14 protein-coding genes are annotated in these 16,218 nt (G+C 68.6%); 3 read left to right on the top strand and 11 right to left on the bottom strand.

What is annotated here, in order from left to right; translation table 11 throughout:
* Nucleotides 1-2: 2 nt before the first annotated feature.
* The 6 genes from pepN to ACIGFL_RS06535 are packed head-to-tail and all read right to left on the bottom strand — an operon-like array spanning nt 3 to nt 6,607.
* On the bottom strand, nt 3-2,675 hold the full coding sequence (gene pepN, locus ACIGFL_RS06560) for an aminopeptidase N (protein WP_397496538.1): 2,673 nt from the start codon (nt 2,673-2,675) through the stop codon (nt 3-5).
* A gap of 52 nt (nt 2,676-2,727) precedes the next feature.
* Nucleotides 2,728-3,564 (bottom strand): DUF2797 domain-containing protein, encoded by an 837-nt coding sequence (locus tag ACIGFL_RS06555; RefSeq protein ID WP_021445930.1) that lies wholly within the window; start codon nt 3,562-3,564, stop codon nt 2,728-2,730.
* On the bottom strand, nt 3,564-3,827 hold the full coding sequence (locus ACIGFL_RS06550) for a YeaC family protein (RefSeq protein ID WP_021445929.1): 264 nt from the start codon (nt 3,825-3,827) through the stop codon (nt 3,564-3,566). Before ACIGFL_RS06550 ends, ACIGFL_RS06555 begins: the two co-directional genes overlap by 1 nt.
* A gap of 60 nt (nt 3,828-3,887) precedes the next feature.
* Nucleotides 3,888-4,748, bottom strand: coding sequence for a rhomboid family intramembrane serine protease (locus ACIGFL_RS06545; protein ID WP_397496537.1), 861 nt, complete (start codon nt 4,746-4,748; stop codon nt 3,888-3,890).
* Nucleotides 4,745-5,719 carry a metallophosphoesterase gene (locus tag ACIGFL_RS06540; protein WP_397496536.1) on the bottom strand — a complete coding sequence of 325 codons (975 nt, stop codon included), beginning with the start codon at nt 5,717-5,719 and terminating at the stop codon, nt 4,745-4,747. The genes ACIGFL_RS06545 and ACIGFL_RS06540 overlap by 4 nt, the downstream gene beginning before the upstream one ends.
* Nucleotides 5,720-6,607, bottom strand: coding sequence for an NAD(+) kinase (locus ACIGFL_RS06535; protein ID WP_021445926.1), 888 nt, complete (start codon nt 6,605-6,607; stop codon nt 5,720-5,722).
* A 98-nt stretch (nt 6,608-6,705) separates the two neighbouring features.
* On the opposite strand from ACIGFL_RS06535, the gene ACIGFL_RS06530 reads away from it, so the two are divergent.
* Nucleotides 6,706-7,671 carry a DUF1853 family protein gene (locus ACIGFL_RS06530; protein ID WP_397496535.1) on the top strand — a complete coding sequence of 322 codons (966 nt, stop codon included), beginning with the start codon at nt 6,706-6,708 and terminating at the stop codon, nt 7,669-7,671.
* Nucleotides 7,672-7,743: 72 nt separating this feature from the next.
* On the opposite strand, the gene ACIGFL_RS06525 is transcribed toward ACIGFL_RS06530, so the two are convergent.
* The 5 genes from ACIGFL_RS06525 to ACIGFL_RS06505 all read right to left on the bottom strand — a co-directional run bounded on the left by ACIGFL_RS06525 (nt 7,744) and on the right by ACIGFL_RS06505 (nt 13,924).
* Entirely contained in the window at nt 7,744-8,853 is a 1,110-nt protein-coding gene (locus ACIGFL_RS06525; RefSeq protein WP_397496534.1) for a cyclic nucleotide-binding domain-containing protein, read from the bottom strand.
* 22 nt (nt 8,854-8,875) lie between these two features.
* Nucleotides 8,876-9,814 carry a 1-aminocyclopropane-1-carboxylate deaminase/D-cysteine desulfhydrase gene (locus ACIGFL_RS06520; protein ID WP_397496635.1) on the bottom strand — a complete coding sequence of 313 codons (939 nt, stop codon included), beginning with the start codon at nt 9,812-9,814 and terminating at the stop codon, nt 8,876-8,878.
* Nucleotides 9,815-9,822: 8 nt separating this feature from the next.
* Nucleotides 9,823-11,190: a chromosome partitioning protein ParA gene (locus ACIGFL_RS06515; RefSeq protein ID WP_397496533.1), complete on the bottom strand. Its 1,368-nt coding sequence runs from the start codon at nt 11,188-11,190 to the stop codon at nt 9,823-9,825.
* A gap of 202 nt (nt 11,191-11,392) precedes the next feature.
* Entirely contained in the window at nt 11,393-11,824 is a 432-nt protein-coding gene (locus tag ACIGFL_RS06510; protein WP_021444514.1) for a nuclear transport factor 2 family protein, read from the bottom strand.
* Between the two features lie 66 nt (nt 11,825-11,890).
* Nucleotides 11,891-13,924, bottom strand: coding sequence for an FAD-dependent oxidoreductase (locus tag ACIGFL_RS06505; protein ID WP_397496532.1), 2,034 nt, complete (start codon nt 13,922-13,924; stop codon nt 11,891-11,893).
* A gap of 202 nt (nt 13,925-14,126) precedes the next feature.
* Here ACIGFL_RS06505 and ACIGFL_RS06500 point away from each other — a divergent pair, with 202 nt between their 5' ends.
* Complete coding sequence (locus ACIGFL_RS06500) at nt 14,127-15,152, top strand: carbon-nitrogen hydrolase family protein (RefSeq protein ID WP_397496531.1); 1,026 nt, start codon at nt 14,127-14,129, stop codon at nt 15,150-15,152.
* Nucleotides 15,149-16,186 (top strand): AraC family transcriptional regulator, encoded by a 1,038-nt coding sequence (locus ACIGFL_RS06495; protein WP_397496530.1) that lies wholly within the window; start codon nt 15,149-15,151, stop codon nt 16,184-16,186. The genes ACIGFL_RS06500 and ACIGFL_RS06495 overlap by 4 nt, the downstream gene beginning before the upstream one ends.
* Nucleotides 16,187-16,218 lie beyond the last annotated feature (32 nt).

Genomic DNA, 16,218 nt, shown 5'->3' with positions numbered 1-16,218 from the left:
TCTTAGGCCAGGCTTTTGCTCACCACCTCGTAGACATCGCTGGACAGCTCGCCGGAGGCGAGGATGCGCTGCAGTTCGGCCTGCATTTGCGCCTGACGGGCGGCGCCGTACTTGCGCCAGCGGGTCAGTGGCGCCAGCAGGCGCGAGGCGATCTGCGGGTTGAGGGCGTTGAGGGCGATCACCTGGTCGGCGAGAAAGCGGTAGCCCGCCCCGTCGGCGCGGTGAAAGTTGACCAGGTTCTGGTTGGCGAAGGCGCCGATCAGCGCGCGCACCTTGTTCGGGTTCTTCAGGGTGAAGGCCTCGTGCTGCATCAGCGCATGCACCCGCTCCAGACCGCCGGGCAGCGGGCAGCCGGCCTGCACGCTGAACCACTGATCCATCACCAGCGGGTTGTCCTTGAAGAAGTCGGCGAACATCGCCAGGGCCTTGCCCTGCTCGTCCCGGAACGGCGAGTTGACCAGCACCGCCAGCGCCGCCAGGCGCTCGGTCATGTTGTCGGCGTTCTCGAACTGATCGACGCAGACGGCCAGCACCTCGGGCCGCTCGCTGAGCATCAGGTAGGACAGTGCGATGTTCTGCAGGCTGCGGCGGGCGAAGTGGGCGGCCTCGGCGACATAGGGGGTGACCTTGGACACTTCGCGGTTGGCCTGGTAGCGCGCCCACAGTGGCTCGAACAGCGCGCTGGCCAGCTCCTTGCGGGCGAACTCGCGGGCGACGTGGATGGCCTCGACGTCGGCCACCTCGCTGATCTCGGTGAGGTAGGCTTCGCCCGGCAGCGAGAGCATCTCGGCGACCATGGATTGATCCAGCGCTTCATCCTCGAGCAGCGTGCGCAGCGCCGTGACCAGGCGCCGATCCAGCAGCAGGGTCTCGCCGCGCTGCTGCTGGCCGATCAGCTCCTGCAGCACCTGCACGGACAGCTGCTGGCCGGCTTCCCAGCGATTGAAGCCGTCCGAATCGTGCTGCATGAGGAACATCAGCTGGTCGCGGTCGTAGGGAAAATGCAGCTTGACCGGTGCGCTGAAGCCGCGCAGCAACGACGGCAGCGGCCGCTCGGCGACATCCACGAAGGTGAAGCATTGCTCGGCCTCGGTGACCGACAGCACGCGGCTGGTGCCCTGCGCGGCAGCCTCGCCCTGCAGGCGCAGCGGCAGCTCGTGGCCCTGGGCATCGAGCAGGCCGAGCGCGACGGGGATGACGAAGGGCTGCTTGTCCTTCTGCCCCGGCGTGGCCGGGCAGCTCTGGCGGAAGCTCAGGCTGTAAGTCTGGGCCGCGGCGTCATAAGCCTCGCTGACCTCCAGGCGCGGCGTGCCGGCCTGGGTGTACCAGCGCTTGAACTGGGTCAGGTCGACGCCGCTGGCATCCTCCATGGCCTTGACGAAGTCGTCGCAGGTCACGGCCTGGCCGTCGTGGCGCGCGAAGTACAGATCCGAACCCTTGCGGAACAGCTCCGGCCCGAGCAGGGTGTGGATCATGCGCAGCACTTCCGAGCCCTTTTCATAAATAGTCAGGGTGTAGAAGTTGGAGATCTCCATGTACGCATCCGGGCGCACCGGGTGGGCCATGGGGCCGGCGTCCTCGGCGAACTGGTGGGTGCGCAGATAGGCCACGTCCTCGATGCGCTTGACCGTGCGCGAGTGGGTGTCGGCGGAGAACTCGGCGTCGCGGAACACGGTGAAGCCTTCCTTGAGCGACAGCTGGAACCAGTCGCGGCAGGTCACGCGGTTGCCCGACCAGTTGTGGAAGTACTCGTGGGCCACCACCGCCTCGACGCGCTGGTGGGCGGCGTCGGTGGCGGTCTCGGCGCGAGCCAGCACGCAGCTGGAGTTGAAGATGTTGAGGCCCTTGTTCTCCATGGCGCCCATGTTGAAGTCGTTGACCGCGACGATCATGAAGATGTCCAGGTCGTACTCGCGGCCGTAGACCTCCTCGTCCCACTTCATCGAGCGCTTGAGGCTGTCCATGGCGTGCTGCACCTTGTCGATGTTCTCCGGCTCGACGTAGATGCGCAGCGCGACTTCCCGCTGACTCATGGTGGTGAAGCTGTCTTCCACGCACCAGAGGTCGCCGGCGACCAGGGCGAACAGGTAGGCCGGCTTCTTGAACGGGTCTTCCCAGGTCGCCCAGTGCCGACCGCCCTCTTCCGCACCGCTGGCGATCGGGTTGCCGTTGGACAGCAGCACCGGGTAGCTATGCTGCTCGGCGCTGACCGTGGTGGTGAACTTGCTCATCACGTCCGGGCGGTCGAGGTAGAAGGTGATCTTGCGAAAGCCCTCGGCCTCGCACTGGGTGCAGAACATGCTGCCGGACTTGTACAGGCCCTCCAGTGCGGTGTTGCTTTCCGGATGGATACGCACCGTGCTGTCGACCACGAAACGCTCCTGGGTCGGCTGCAGGGTCAGGTGGCTGTCGGTCAGCGTGTAATCGCCTTCGCCCAGCTCGCGGTCGTCGAGCTTGAGCTCCAGCAGTTCAAGCTGCTGACCATCCAGCACGAGCGGCGGCATGCGGGCCCCCGACAGGCCGGCGCCGGCCTCGGGATTACGGCGCATGACCAACTGCGCGTGCACCAGGCTATGGTCCTCGAACAGCTCGAAGGTCAGGTGGGTCTCGTCGATCAGGTAGTCGGGGGCCTGATAGTCCTTGAGGTAGATCATCTTCGGTTGTTCGGTACGCATGGCTCTTGGCCTCTCGTCTGCGGCGCGCCGGGCGCCGGGTGGCAATCGGGGGTCAGGCGGCGATCTCGTGGACGGCCAGCTGGTAAGCGGTGTACTTGCGGATATTGATCACGCCGGTGTCGAACATCAGGTACTGGCCTTTGATCCCGAGCAAGGTCCCCTCGGCCAGTGGCTGCTTGTCCAGGTTGAAGCTGGCGATCTTGGCCGGATAGGCCGCGATGGGATAGCGGATGTCCAGCACCTCGGCGGCGCCGAGCGGCTGAATGGCCTGCAGACCGAAGCGCTGCTGCAGCTCGGCGATGCCCGCGGCGCAGCTGGCGAACAGCTGCTCGCGGATCGCCGGCAGGTCGACCGGCGCGGCATCGCCCTTGAGCAGCGCGCGCCAGTTGGTCTTGTCCGCCACCTGGCTGCGCAGCAGGTCCTCGACGAAGCCGGACTGCTGCCTGGTGGCCACGCGCAGGATCGGCAGCGCCTGGGTCGCGCCCTGGTCGATCCAGCGGGTCGGCACCTGGCTGGCGCGGGTGATGCCCACCTTCACGCCGCTGGAATTGGCCAGGTAGACGATATGGTCGGTCATGCAGAACTGCTCGCCCCAGCTCGGCTCGCGGCAGGTGCCCTGATCGAAGTGGCACTTCTCCGGGCTCATGATGCACAGATCGCACTGCGCCAGCTTCTGCATGCAGGGGTAGCAGTAGCCCTGGCTGAAGCTGGTCTTGGTCTTGCGCCCGCAATGGCTGCAGTGGATGGCGCCGAGGTATTCCAGGCGCAACGTCTTGCCCAGCAGCGGGTTGACCGGCACCTCTTCGTCGCCGAGGCGCAAGGCGTACTGCACCGGCGCGTCCAGGCGCGCCGCCATCTTGCTCAGCGAGCCTCGTCCCAGTTCGCTCATCAGTGCAGGGTTTCCGAGGACTTGAACAACAGGTTGGGCACCGGCTCGGACTTGCTGCTGCACTCCTGCGGGCCCATGTAGCCGGTGCGCTGATCCTCCGGCAGGTTCTGCTGTTCCCAGGCGATCATCGCCTGCAGGCTCAGCTCCTTCTGCTCCTGAGTCAGCTTGCGGCCATCGGGCCATTTGCCGATTTCCACGGCCAGCTTGAGGCTCTGGTAGATTTCCGGGGTGATGTTTTCGATGGCTTCGAGAAAGGACGACATGGGGTCTCCGGATGGATCCTGGGGCGGGTGCAACCCGCCGGAACGGTCAATATGATCGGTTCAAGCGCTGCGTCTGGCCAGCATACCGCCAAGCAGCCCGGTGAGGCAGCCGGTGAGCAGGCCGCCGAGATGCGCGGCATTGGCGATGGCGCCGAACTGCAGCAGTTCGAAGACGCCGGTCATGCAGATCGCCAGCCAGGCCAACATCATCACCAGCACGCCGGGCGGCAGGCGGTAGGCCGGGTTCGGCGCCAGACGCTGGTAGATCCAGCAATGCCCGAGCAGGCCGTAGAGCACGCCGGACAAGCCACCGAACAGCGACGGCCCGGCCCACCAGTACTGGGCGAAGTTCGACGCCAGGGCGAACAGCAGGGTCAGCCCGAGCAGACCGATGGCGCCCTGCCGAAATTCGATGCGCCGGCCCAGCTCCCAGTACCACAGGCTGTTCATCGCCAGGTGTAGCCAGCCGAAGTGGATCAGCATGGGCGTCAGCAGACGCCACCACTGGCCGCTGGCGAGCGTCGCCTCCAGGTAGGTCAGATAGAGGTGCTCGCCGTCGATACGGAAGTCGACGAAGCTCAGCCAACGGATGGCGGCGAAGTTCTCCCCGGCCGCGGTCACGGCGAAAACGATGAAAGTCAGCAGCAGCACGGCGCCAGTCAGCGGACTGCGGCGCAGTTGCTGCAATACGCCCTCGCGCTCCGGCGCGACGGGGTCGGCAACCTCGCCGGCGGCATCGCCATCCGGGTAGCGCGCATAGAGCTCGCGCACCTGTTCGGCCAACTCCTCGCCGGCCACCCAGAGCACCTGCTCGCCGCCCTCCTCGATCACCCGGTGCGGCACCTGCAGACGCCGCAGCAGGGCGACGAAACCGCTCAGATCGGCGGCGAGCGGCAGGCGCAGCACGGCCACGGCGCTCATCGCGGCGCCTCCGCGGGATCGACGTCGACCCAGACGAACTTGCCCGACTCCAGGCGCTGCTCCTGGTCCAGGCGGTAGGCCACCAGCTTGCCGCCAACCACCGCGCTGTAGTCCAGGCAGGCCAGGTTAGCGCGGATCGGCGCCGGCTTGCCGCGGCGCCAGTAGTGGCCGACGAACAGCAACGGCTCGTGTGCGCCGTAGCGCAGCAGCTCGTCCTTCTGCAGTTCGGTCAAAGGCGTCTGCGCCGCCAGCTCGGGCAGCGCGTCGGGCTGGAAGACGATGTCGCCATAGGTCTCGGGATTCTCTTCCCAGAACTTGGTACGGAAATAGGAACGGGTGAAGCCGTCGTCGCTGGTCAGGGTCAGGCCATGCGGCAGGCGCATGTCGGTGCCGCGCAGCAGGCGATCCAGGGCCAGGTTGGCGAAGCTGCCGGGCACCGCCGAGGCCTGGACGAAATGCTCGTCGATGCAGCCGTCGGCGAACTGCGCGCGCAGCGGCTCGATCAGGCCGCTGTCCCAGCAGGCATGCACCACGCGAAAACGCCCGGCATCGAGAAACAGCGGCATCTCGTAGAACCAGCGCAGGAACTCGCGCCATTCCTGCGGATAGGCCTCGAACTGCGCCAGGGTCTCGCGCATCAGGCGCTGGTGGCGCGAGCTGTGCTCGCGGACGAACTGCCGGCCGCTGCCCGGCGGCGCCGGCGTGCTCCAGCCCAGGGCGTTGAATTCGTGGTTGCCCATGATGCACAGCGCCTGGCCGGCCGTGACCATGGCCTGCACCAGGTGCAGGGCCTCGCGGATGCCGGGGCCGCGGTCGATCAGGTCGCCGAGGAAGATCGCCTGGCGCGAGGCATGGCGCCACACGCCGCCCTGCTGGCGATAGCCGAGCTGCTCCAGCAGGCGCTCCAGGGTGCGCGCGCAGCCGTGGATATCACCGATCAGGTCGTAACCACGATGGGGGTCGAGGGACATTCAGTCGTGCCCCCCGAGGCGGCTACCCCAACCCAGCTTGGTGCGGCAGACCTCGTAATAGTTGTGATCCAGCGGATGGATCAGGCGCAGCTTCTGCGCCTTCTTGGCCACGTGCAGGGTGTCGCCCGGCGCGCAGGTGAAATGGTTCTGACCGTCGCAGGAGACCTGCGGGTAGATCTGCAGGTCCTGCGACACCACTATCTTCAGCTCGCTGTTGCCGTCCACCACGATCGGCCGGCTGGACAGGGTGTGCGGGTACATCGGCACCACCACTATGGCGTCGAGCTTGGGGTGCATGATCGGCCCGCCGGCCGACAGCGCATAGGCGGTGGAGCCGGTCGGGGTGGCGACGATCAGGCCGTCGGCCTTCTGGCTGCAGACGAACTGGCCGTCGATGAACAGCTCGAACTCGATCATCCGCGTCGACTTGCCTGGGTGCAGCACCACGTCGTTGAGCGCATCGCCCTGGCCGATGGCTTCACCGTGGCGGCGCACCTCGGCCTCGAGCAGGAAGCGGTTCTCGGTCAGGTACTGGCCTTCGAGCACCTGGGCCACCTTGAACTCCAGCTCGTCGGGGCGGATATCGGTGAGAAAGCCCAGGCTGCCGCGGTTGATCCCCAGCACCGGCACCTTGTGCCGGGCCAGCGCACGCGCCGCGCCGAGCATGCTGCCGTCGCCGCCGACCACTATCACCAGGTCGCAGACCTCGCCGAGCATCTTGCGTGAGGAGGTCTGCAGGCCGTGGCCGGGCAGCACCTCGGCGATGGTGTCCTCGAGGATCACGTGCAGGTGGCGGTCGATGAGATAACGCTTGAGTCGGCGGACGGTCTCCAGCACCCGTGTGCTGCCGAGGCGCCCGATGATGCCGATATTGCGAAATTGCTCCATGGGATGCCCGCCAGACTTGAGATGGGAGAGACGGCGATTATCGGTCAAAGGCCGAGGCCGCAGCAAACCGCCCACCGCACTGGGCTATGCTCGCTTACATGAGCCCGCTCGATGTCCTCCACGACCTGCCCCGCCACCTGCACCGCCCCGCCGTCCGCGACCTGGCCTGGGTGCTGCTGTCGCCGCCGCTGCTCGGGCAGACGCCCAAACCGCAGCGCCACCCGCTGCAGGCCAGCCGCTGGGGCACCCAGCCGGCACTGCTGGCCGACTGGCTGCGCCGGCTGGACCGCGACGACGGCGAGCTGAGCGTCTGGCTGGCCGGCAATCCGGTGCGCCGCCTGGGCCTGTACTACGAACGCCTGTGGCAGTTCGCCCTGCATGGCGCGCCGGATATCGAGGTGCTGGCGGCCAACCTGCCGATCCGCCAGAGCGGCCAGACCCTGGGCGAGCTGGACCTGCTGCTGCGCGACGCCGAGGGCGAGCACCACCTGGAGCTGGCGGTGAAGTTCTACCTCGGCCCGCCCGCCGAAGACGGCGGCGACGCCGCGCAGTGGCTCGGCCCCGGCAGCCACGACCGCCTCGACCTCAAGCTGGCCCACCTCAGCCAGCGCCAGCTGCCGCTGTCCTCGCGGCGCGAGGCGCGCAGCACGCTCAACGCCCTGCGACTGGGCGACACCCAGGCCGCCCTGTGGCTCGGCGGCTACCTGTTCTATCCCTGGGCGCAGAGCTGCGCCGCGCCGCGCGGAGCCTCGCCGCAGCACCTGCGCGGACGCTGGCTGCACCGCCGCGACTGGCCGGCCTTCCTCCGCGAGCAGCCGCCGAGCGTCTGGCAGCCGCTGCCGCGCCTGGCCTGGCTGGCCCCGGCGCGGGTGGACGCCGAGCAGCGCTGGTCGGGCGAACGCCTGCAGCAATGGCTGGATGCCCTGCCGGCACAGGCCGGCGCGCAGTTACTGGTAAGTTTGGAAGAAGCCGCTGACGGCAGCTGGCAGGAAGTGCAGCGGATCTTTCTGGTCGGCGACCAGTGGCCGGGCCAGGCCGAGCCCCAGGCGGTCGACAGACCGTAGCCCGGCTGCAATCCGGGACAGGCTGCAGCCCTCCGCGGATCGCATGCGCGCCGCAACCGCCCCGCCTTCAGCTCAGCGGCTGCGTTCGATGCGTCCGCCCGAACGCGCCAGGTAGCCTGCGCCGCTCTCGCACAGCAGGGCGTCGCGCTGCACCGCCGGCAGGCCATCGAGGCCGTTGCGCAGGGCGTAGACGCTGTAACCCAGCTGGGCGAGGAGAAACACCGCGCTGGCGCTGCGCTTGCCGCTGTCGCAGTAGCACAGGTAGGTGCACGCCTTGTCCAGCAGACGCGTCTTCAGGCGCAACAGCTGCAGCGGCATGTGCAGGGCCTGCGGCGCATGCGCCTGCTGGTATTCCTCGAGCAGGCGCACGTCCAGCCACTGCGCGCCCTGGGCCAGCAGACGCGCCGCTTCGCCGAGGGACACCTCGGCCACCACCGGCGCCTTGAGCAGGGCGAAGAACTCCTGGCGATCCAGGCGCAGCACGCTGCCGTCCTCGATCATGGTCACCGTGGCGTTGCGCGGCCGGTCAGCCAGCAGCGCCTCCTCGCCGAAACAGGCGCCCACCTCCAGCTCGGCCAGCACCTGACTATCGCCGCCGGCGCCGCGGATCACCTCGGCACGGCCGCTTTCGAGGAAAAAGCAGCAATCGCCCGCCGCGCCCTCCTCCAGCACCCGGCTGCCGGCCGGGAGCTGGACGCGCTGCAGGCGGCCGAGCATGTTCTGCACGTTGGCCGGCGGCACCTTGGCGAACAGCGGGTTGTCCAGCAGGCGCTCCAGCCACTCGACGTCCGTGCCGCTCTGCTGCAGCGCCAGCAGCAGGTCCTGGTAGGCCAGGCGCCAGGTCAGCAGACGGTCCAGGGTGGCGCTGTCGATGGCCAGCACACTGACGTCGCTCAGCGCGCGCGCCTCGTGCAGCCGCGGCAGGCTGGGCGACAAGGGATGGCAGCTGGCCTCGCTGCCGGCCCGCAGACGCTGCACCTGGCCGTCGGCGCCCTGCAACTGCAGCTCGCCCGCCAGCAGGTAGTAGGTCAGGCGCGCCTGGTCGCCCTGGCGGAACAGCAGTTGACCGGCCAGCAGGGGTTGCGGCACCAGCTGGCTGCGCAACTCGCGCCACTGCTGGTCGGACAGCACGTTGAGCGGGGTCAGGCTGCGCAGCTGTTCGGGGTGGAGAGGTTCGCTCATGGGGGATTCCAGGCTCCGCTGGTCAGACCTCAGTGTAGTCGGCGGCGGCGCCCATCAGTGCGCGCCGCCCCTGCAGACCGCCGGTATGGACGAAGATCAGGCGACTGCCGCGGGCAAGGTAACCGGCCTCGACATGCTGGCGCAACGCCATTAACGCCTTGCCGGTGTAGACCGGCTCCAGCAGCAGGCCGCTGGCCCGCTCGCTGCGCAGGATAAACTCGTGCAACTCGTCGTCGATGCGGGCGAAGCCGCCGCGCGCCGCCTCGATCAGCCGATAGCCCCGATCGGGGCGACCGGCCTGGCGCAGCAGCGCGCTCACCTGCGCGGCCACACCATGGCTGCCGGGCACCGCCAGGGCGCCGTACACCGGGCAGCGCCCCACCTCGCCCAGCACCAGGCCGGCCAGGGTGGTGCCGGTGCCGGCGGCCAGCCACCAGCCGTCGCAGTTGTCCCAGCCGAGACCGTCCAGCTGCGCCCGCGCCATCTGCACCAGGCCGCTGCAGCCCTCGGCCGCGAGCAGGCCCAGGCCACCCTCGTCGACCGGATGAAAGCGCGGGTAGCGCTGCAGCCAGGGCTGCCAGAAATCCGCCTGATGCCGCGCCCGGTAGCCGCCGTAGCCCAGCCAGTGCAGTTGCATGCCGCAGGCCTGCAGATCAACGACGGTCGGCGTCTGCTGCGGCTCGCCGCGCAGCAGGCCGACGGTGGCAAAGCCGAAACGCTTGCCGGCCGCGGCCAGCGCATGCAGGTGATTGGAATGGGCGCCGCCCAGGCTGATCACTCCGGCTGCGCCGCCGGCAGCGGCGGCCTGCAGGTGCGGAGCGAGCTTGAACCACTTGTTGCCGGACACCAGCGGGTCGATCAGCTCCAGGCGCAGGCAGGCCAGCTCGATGCCGGCCGCGTCCAGCCAGTCCAGATGCAGGGGTTGCAGCGCCGCCTGCGGGCGCCAGTCGGGGAATTGCAGGGCCAAGATCAGCCGACGGTACGCAGGCGACTACCCGCCTTGTGCCGCGCGCAGCAGTTGGAGTCGCCGGCGTTGAAGCGACTGGGCGAGTCGATCCGGTCGATGGGAATGGCGCAGCGTTCGCCGCTGGGCAGGCTGGCATCGCAGGTCGGCTGCTGATAATGCGCCAGCCACTGGCGGTACTGCGGCTCGGAGACGAAGCATTTGGCCGCGGCATAGGCCATGGGGTTGTCCTGGTAGCGGGCGATGTCCTGCAGCGGGATGGTCAGGTGGCCGGCGCCCGGGTGGTAGACCACGAATACCACGCCGAGCTTGGCCAGGCGCTCGAGCACCTGGTCGCCGCCCTGGCTGGCGAATTCGTCGCGCTCGCGCTTGAGCCGGGCGTTCTCCCGCTGCAGCTGGGCATCCTGCTCGTTGCGGTAGGCCAGCTCGACGTCGCGGATGGCGATCTGTTCCTTGTACTCCACCACCGCTGCGGCGACCTTGGCCTGCAGCTCGCCGTCGAATTGCGCGCGGAGGATATCGCCTTCGGTGCGGCCGTGGCGCTCGAGGGCGCGCAGCTGCTGGGTCATTTCCTCGCGGCTGCTCTGGAAACTCTCGGCCTGGGCGGCCAGCTGCGCCTTGAGACTGGCGTTGAGTTCCTCCTGCTGGCGCAGCGTCTGCTGCAGGCCCTGGATCTGCGCCTGCAGGTGCCTGCCCTGCTCCTCGCTGGCCAACTTGGCCTTGGCCAGCTCCTCCTCGTGCTGCTGGCTCAGGCTGCTGATGCGCAGGCGCTGCTGCTTGATCAGCTGGGCGGTCTTCAGGCGGTGTTCCTGATCCATCTTCTGCGCCAACTGATCGGCCACTTCCTTGGCCGGATCGGGGGCGTACCACTTGTCCTCGGACGCCATCTGCAGGCGCTCGGCGACCACCGCCTGGGCATTCTCGTCTTCCACCAGCAGCCCGAGCTTATTGCCTTTGACCGCATCGCGCAGCAGCACCAGATCGTTCTGCCCCGGCGCCAGGCTAGGGTCCCACAGGTGCATCTGGTGCCAGGACACCGGGCACTGGCTGCGGCAGGCCAGGCGGATGGGGCCGGCGCCCAGGTCGGGACCACGCCCGGCGCGCTCGGCCAGGTGCTGCAGGGGGATGTTCCAGCCCTTGTCGGGGCTGCCGTCCGCGTTGAAGTCCAGGTAGAAGAACACCGCCGCCTTGACCAGCAGGCGCGGGTTGATGGTGACGAAGGCCACGCGCATCTGCTGGTCGGCGAATTCGGGCATGTTGACCACGCCGTCGAGCAGGGCCTCGAACTCGGGGAACAGCATCTGTTTGCAGATACCGCGTTCACTGAAGAACATCACGGCTTCCACCATCTGCGGCTTGTTCTGCATTCTCATCGGCTTCCCTCTGGACCAACGCGGGTGGCATCTGCGCGCACGGACGACTGCCGACAAGGCCTTGTCAGGCCTGAGCTGCCGGCGCCGTCCATTGTTCAGCCAAGTCTAGGGGAAAAACCCGCCGCAGCAATGTGACGGGCTTGGCACTCGACCAGCCGCCCAGCAGAGTGCGACGAGCCGCAAAACAAAACTGTGATGGATTTCAGTGCTTGGCCGCGGCGAGAAAGGGCGCCAGGCGTTGCGCCATCTCCGCGCCCAGCGCCTGCAGGCCGCTCATCGGGCGGATCATCACCTCGAACTCGACGATCTTGCCGGTCTCGTCGAAACGGATCATGTCGATGCCTTTGAGCTCCCGGCCAGCGACCCTGGCGCTGAACTCCAGCACCACGCTGAGGCCGTCGGCCGTGGCCAGCTCGCGGTGGTAGGCGAAGTCCTCGAACACCTTGAGCACGGTATTGAGGATCAGGTTGACCGCCTGCGCGCCCGGGTAGGGGGTGTGCGCCATGGGCGAGCGAAACACCGCCTGCGGGTGCAGCAACTCCGGCAGCGGCCCCAGGTCCTTGGCGGCGATAAGCTGGTGCCAGCGTTGCAGGCTAGCCGCGGCGGCGGGCTGCAGTTGGGCTTCGAGGGACATCGGGCTTCTCCTTGTTATTGTCGGCCACAAACAAAATGCCCCGCACAAGGCGGGGCGTCTTCTTGCTTAGAGCTCGGCGGCCAGGCGCGAGCCCTGGTTGATCGCGCGCTTGGCGTCCAGTTCGGCCGCCACGTCGGCGCCGCCGATCAGGTGCACGCGCTGGCCGGCGTCCTCCAGGCCCTGCTGCAGCTCACGCAGCGGGTCCTGGCCGGCGCAGACGATCACCGTATCGACCGGCAGCAGCTGCGGCTCGCCGCCGGCGATGCGGATATGCAGGCCGGCGTCGTCGACCTTGAGGTACTCGACCGAGTTGAGCATCTGCACGTTCTTGTTCTTCAGCCCGGTGCGGTGGATCCAGCCGGTGGTCTTGCCCAGGCCGTCGCCGACCTTGGACTTCTTGCGCTGCAGCAGGAACACCTGGCGCGCCGCCGGGTGCGGCTGAGCCGCGATACCGGCGACGCCGCCGCGCGCCTCAAGCGCGCCGTCGATGCCCCACTCCTTCCAGAACGCCTCGCGGTCCAGGCTGGTGGCCTGGCCCTGGTGGGTGATGTACTCGGAAACGTCGAAACCGATGCCGCCGGCGCCGATCACCGCGACCTGCTGGCCGACCGGCTTGCGTTCGAGGATGGCGTCCAGGTAGCTGATCACCTTGGCGTGTTCGATACCGGGAATCTCCGGGGTGCGCGGGGCGATGCCGGTGGCCAGGACGATCTCGTCGAAACCGCCGCTCGCCAGCTCGTCGACGCCGACGCGGGTATTGAGGCGCAGATCGACGCCGCTGGTTTCCAGCTTGCGCTTGAAGTAACGCAGGGTCTCGAAGAACTCCTCCTTGCCCGGCACGCGCTTGGCCACGTTGAACTGGCCGCCGATCTCGCCGGCGGCATCGAACAGGGTCACGCTGTGGCCGCGCTCGGCCGCGACGGTCGCCGCTGCCAGTCCGGCCGGGCCGGCGCCGACCACCGCGATCTTCTTCACCTGCTGAGTGGGGATATAGTTCAGCTCGGTCTCATGACAGGCGCGCGGGTTGACCAGGCAACTGGTCAGCTTGCCGCCGAAGGTGTGGTCCAGGCAGGCCTGGTTGCAGCCGATGCAGGTGTTGATCTCATCGCTGCGGCCTTCGGCGGCCTTGTTGACGAAGTCCGGGTCGGCAAGGAAGGGACGGGCCATCGACACCATGTCGGCATCGCCCTCGGCCAGCACCTGCTCGGCTACTTCCGGGGTGTTGATGCGGTTGGTGGTGATCAGCGGGATCGACACCTCGCCCTTGAGCTTGGCAGTGACCTTGGTAAAGGCCGCGCGCGGCACCTTGGTGGCGATGGTCGGGATGCGCGCCTCGTGCCAGCCGATGCCGGTGTTGATCAGGGTGGCGCCGGCGGCCTCGATGGCCTTGGCCAGCAGCACGATCTCGTCCCAGGTGCTGCCGCCCTCGACCAGGTCGAGCATCGACAGGCGATAGATGATGATGAAGTTCGGCCCGACCGCCTCGCGCACGCGACGGACGATCGCCACCGGCAGGCGCATGCGGTTCTCGTAGCTGCCGCCCCAGCGGTCGGTGCGCTGGTTGGTGTGGGCGACCAGGAACTGGTTGATGAAGTAGCCTTCCGAACCCATGATCTCGACGCCGTCGTAGCCGGCCTGCTGGGCCAGGGCGGCGCAGTTGACGAAGTCCTGGATCTGCTTCTCGATGCCCTCCTCGTCCAGCTCGCGCGGCTTGAACGGGTTGATCGGCGCCTGGATGGCGCTCGGCGCGACGGATTTGGGGCTGTAGGCGTAGCGCCCGGCATGCAGGATCTGCATGCAGATCTTGCCGCCGGCCTCGTGCACCGCCTGGGTGACGACCTTGTGCTTCTCCGCTTCCTCGACCGTGCTCAGCTTGGCCGCGCCGGCGTACACACCGCCCTCCTCGTTCGGGCCGATGCCGCCGGTGACCATCAGGCCGACGCCGCCGCGGGCGCGCTCGGCGAAATAGGCCGCCATGCGCTCGAAGCCGCCCGGCTTCTCTTCCAGGCCGGTGTGCATGGAGCCCATCAGGGTGCGGTTGCTCAGCGTGGTGAAGCCGAGGTCGAGCGGGGCCAGCAGGTGCGGGTAACGAGCAGTCATGGAATTCTCCACATCGCGGTGCAGTTCACGGATTGCCGCGGTCTCATGGTCACGCGGTCGGTTATGGGGCCAGACGATAAAGAGCCCGCCAGCCCGGCTCAATGATCGAAACTGACAAGATAATGATCGAAATGAGCAAGCTGACTTGGCAGGCCCGCCCAATCGACCTAACCTGCAGCGCAACTCCAACGAAAGCCCCGCCATGCGTTTACTGATCCTCAGCGTCCTGTCCCTCGCCCTGCTCGCCGGCCTCGGCAGCTACGCCCACTGGTGCGAGCAGCGCCCCAGCGGCCACTACCTGTCCGACCTGCGCAGCCGACTCGCCCTCGACCGCGGCCAACCCGGCCCGCGCGGCAACCTGCTGGGCATCCAGCCCGAGCTGTTCGCCGCCGACTACCAGAGCCTCGGCCGCCTGCGCCTGAAACTGGCCGCCTACCTCGACCAGGCCCGCGACCTGGGCCTGCTCAGCGAACGCACCGTAGTCGTGCTGCCGGCACATATCGGCACCTGGTTGCTGGCGGTGGGCGAGAAGGACGAGCTGTACCGCGCCGCGGATCGGCGCCAGGCCCTGCGCTGGCTGGCGGCGAGCAACCCGCTGGCCTTCCTGCGCGCCCTGCTGGCCGCCGAGGGCGACGCGCGTCTGGACGACGCCCTGCTGCGCACCAAGGCCAGGGCCATGGCCCAGGACTACCAGCAGCTGTTCGGCGGCCTGGCCCGCGACTACGGCATCACCCTGGTGGCCGGCTCCATCGTCCTGCCCGAGCCGCGCGTCGAACTGGGCCGCCTCGAGGTGGGCCGCGGGCCGCTGTACAACGTCAGCCTGGTGTTCGACCGCGCCGGCAATCCGCTGGGCCAGCCGCAGCGCCAGGCCGTTGCCGCAGGCGCCGTGAGCGCCGCCCCGAGCGCGGCGCTGCAGGTGCTCGACACACCGGCCGGACGCCTCGGCGTGCTGCTCGGCGACGACGCCCGGCAGGCTGCCAGTCGCGCCGCCCTGGTCGGCCAGCAGGTCGAGCTGCTGGCCATGCCCGGCGACCTGGAAGGCGCCGGCCACAACGCCGAGCTGGCCCGGCACCTGCACGCCGACGGCGTACGCGCCGGCCTCCGGGTGCACCTGCGCGGCCGCCTGTGGGGGCGCAGCGGCCAGGCTGCGGGGCTGGCGTTCGACGCCGGCCAGGTGCAACAGGGCGCCAAGGACCGCGGCGCACAACTGCTCAACCTGTGGCTATGAAAGCCTCGCGCGTTCGCCTCGGCGACCTCTCGGTCGGCTTCACCCAGGCGCTGGCCGCGGCCCTGCGCGAACGCGGGCACGACCCGCAGCCGCTGCTCGAGCAGTTCGGCCTGGACGCCGCGCGCCTGAGCGAGCCGCGCGCACGCCTGTCGATCCCGCGTTTCATGCGCCTGGGCCACAGCGCCATCGCACTGTGCGGCGACCCGGCGCTGGGCCTGGACATGGGCCGCCTGAGCCGCCTCGGTCAGGTCGGTCTGGCCGGTATCTGCGCCGCCCAGGCACCCAGCCTGGGCGCGGCGGCGCGCGTGCTGACCGACTTCGAGGCGCTGTATGCGGCCAACTACCGCGGCAGCTCGGGCTTGGTCGAGGACGGCCGCGGCGCCTGGCTGCACTTCTATTCCATCAGCCCGTACAACGCCTACAACCGCTTCGTGGTCGACTCGGTGCTGGCCGGCTGGCAGAGCAACCTGAGCCAGGTGATCGGTCGCCCGGTGGCCCTGGAGAGGGTCGAGATCGAGTTTCCCGCGCCGGTCTATGCCGAGCGCTACGAGGCGCTGTTCGGCTGCCCGGTGGAGTTCGCCGCCGGCGCCAACCGCCTGCGCCTGAGCGCCGCCAGCCTGGCCCAGGGCAACCCGGAGCACTGCCCCGGCACCTGGCAGCAGTTGCTGGAACTGTGCGAGCGCGAACGCGAGCAGCTGACCCGCACCCGCAGCCTGCGCGAACGGGTGATCCAGTTGCTCGGCCCGCTGCTGCACGGCCGCGAGCCGGACCTGGAAGAGCTGGCAAGACGCCTGCAACTGCCGAGCTGGACGCTGCGGCGCAAGCTGGCCGAGGAAGGCACGCAGTTTCGCGCCATTCTCAACGACACCCGCCGCGATCTGGCCATGGCCTATATCCGCGACACCGAGCTGGCCTTCGGCGAGATCGCCTACCTGCTCGGCTTCGCCTCCGCCGAAGCCTTCCAGCGCGCCTTCAAGCGCTGGCTCGGGCAAACGCCCGGCGACTACCGGCGCGCGCAACGCCGAGCGGGCTGATCGCGCACGGCAACCTTGATCGCCAATCGTTT

This window comes from Pseudomonas sp. NPDC077649 (assembly GCF_044542855.1).
Classification (GTDB): Bacteria; Pseudomonadota; Gammaproteobacteria; order Pseudomonadales; family Pseudomonadaceae; genus Aquipseudomonas.
Note: the sequence above shows the minus strand (reverse complement) of the source record. Positions and strands in the feature narration are given on the sequence as shown.

Coding starts and splice junctions, on each gene's coding strand:
- pepN (WP_397496538.1), bottom strand. CDS start 2,675: ATGCGTACCGAACAACCGAAGATGATCTACCTCAAGGACTATCAGGCC.
- ACIGFL_RS06555 (WP_021445930.1), bottom strand. CDS start 3,564: ATGAGCGAACTGGGACGAGGCTCGCTGAGCAAGATGGCGGCGCGCCTG.
- ACIGFL_RS06550 (WP_021445929.1), bottom strand. CDS start 3,827: ATGTCGTCCTTTCTCGAAGCCATCGAAAACATCACCCCGGAAATCTAC.
- ACIGFL_RS06545 (WP_397496537.1), bottom strand. CDS start 4,748: ATGAGCGCCGTGGCCGTGCTGCGCCTGCCGCTCGCCGCCGATCTGAGC.
- ACIGFL_RS06540 (WP_397496536.1), bottom strand. CDS start 5,719: ATGTCCCTCGACCCCCATCGTGGTTACGACCTGATCGGTGATATCCAC.
- ACIGFL_RS06535 (WP_021445926.1), bottom strand. CDS start 6,607: ATGGAGCAATTTCGCAATATCGGCATCATCGGGCGCCTCGGCAGCACA.
- ACIGFL_RS06530 (WP_397496535.1), top strand. CDS start 6,706: ATGAGCCCGCTCGATGTCCTCCACGACCTGCCCCGCCACCTGCACCGC.
- ACIGFL_RS06525 (WP_397496534.1), bottom strand. CDS start 8,853: ATGAGCGAACCTCTCCACCCCGAACAGCTGCGCAGCCTGACCCCGCTC.
- ACIGFL_RS06515 (WP_397496533.1), bottom strand. CDS start 11,190: ATGAGAATGCAGAACAAGCCGCAGATGGTGGAAGCCGTGATGTTCTTC.
- ACIGFL_RS06510 (WP_021444514.1), bottom strand. CDS start 11,824: ATGTCCCTCGAAGCCCAACTGCAGCCCGCCGCCGCGGCTAGCCTGCAA.
- ACIGFL_RS06505 (WP_397496532.1), bottom strand. CDS start 13,924: ATGACTGCTCGTTACCCGCACCTGCTGGCCCCGCTCGACCTCGGCTTC.
- ACIGFL_RS06500 (WP_397496531.1), top strand. CDS start 14,127: ATGCGTTTACTGATCCTCAGCGTCCTGTCCCTCGCCCTGCTCGCCGGC.
- ACIGFL_RS06495 (WP_397496530.1), top strand. CDS start 15,149: ATGAAAGCCTCGCGCGTTCGCCTCGGCGACCTCTCGGTCGGCTTCACC.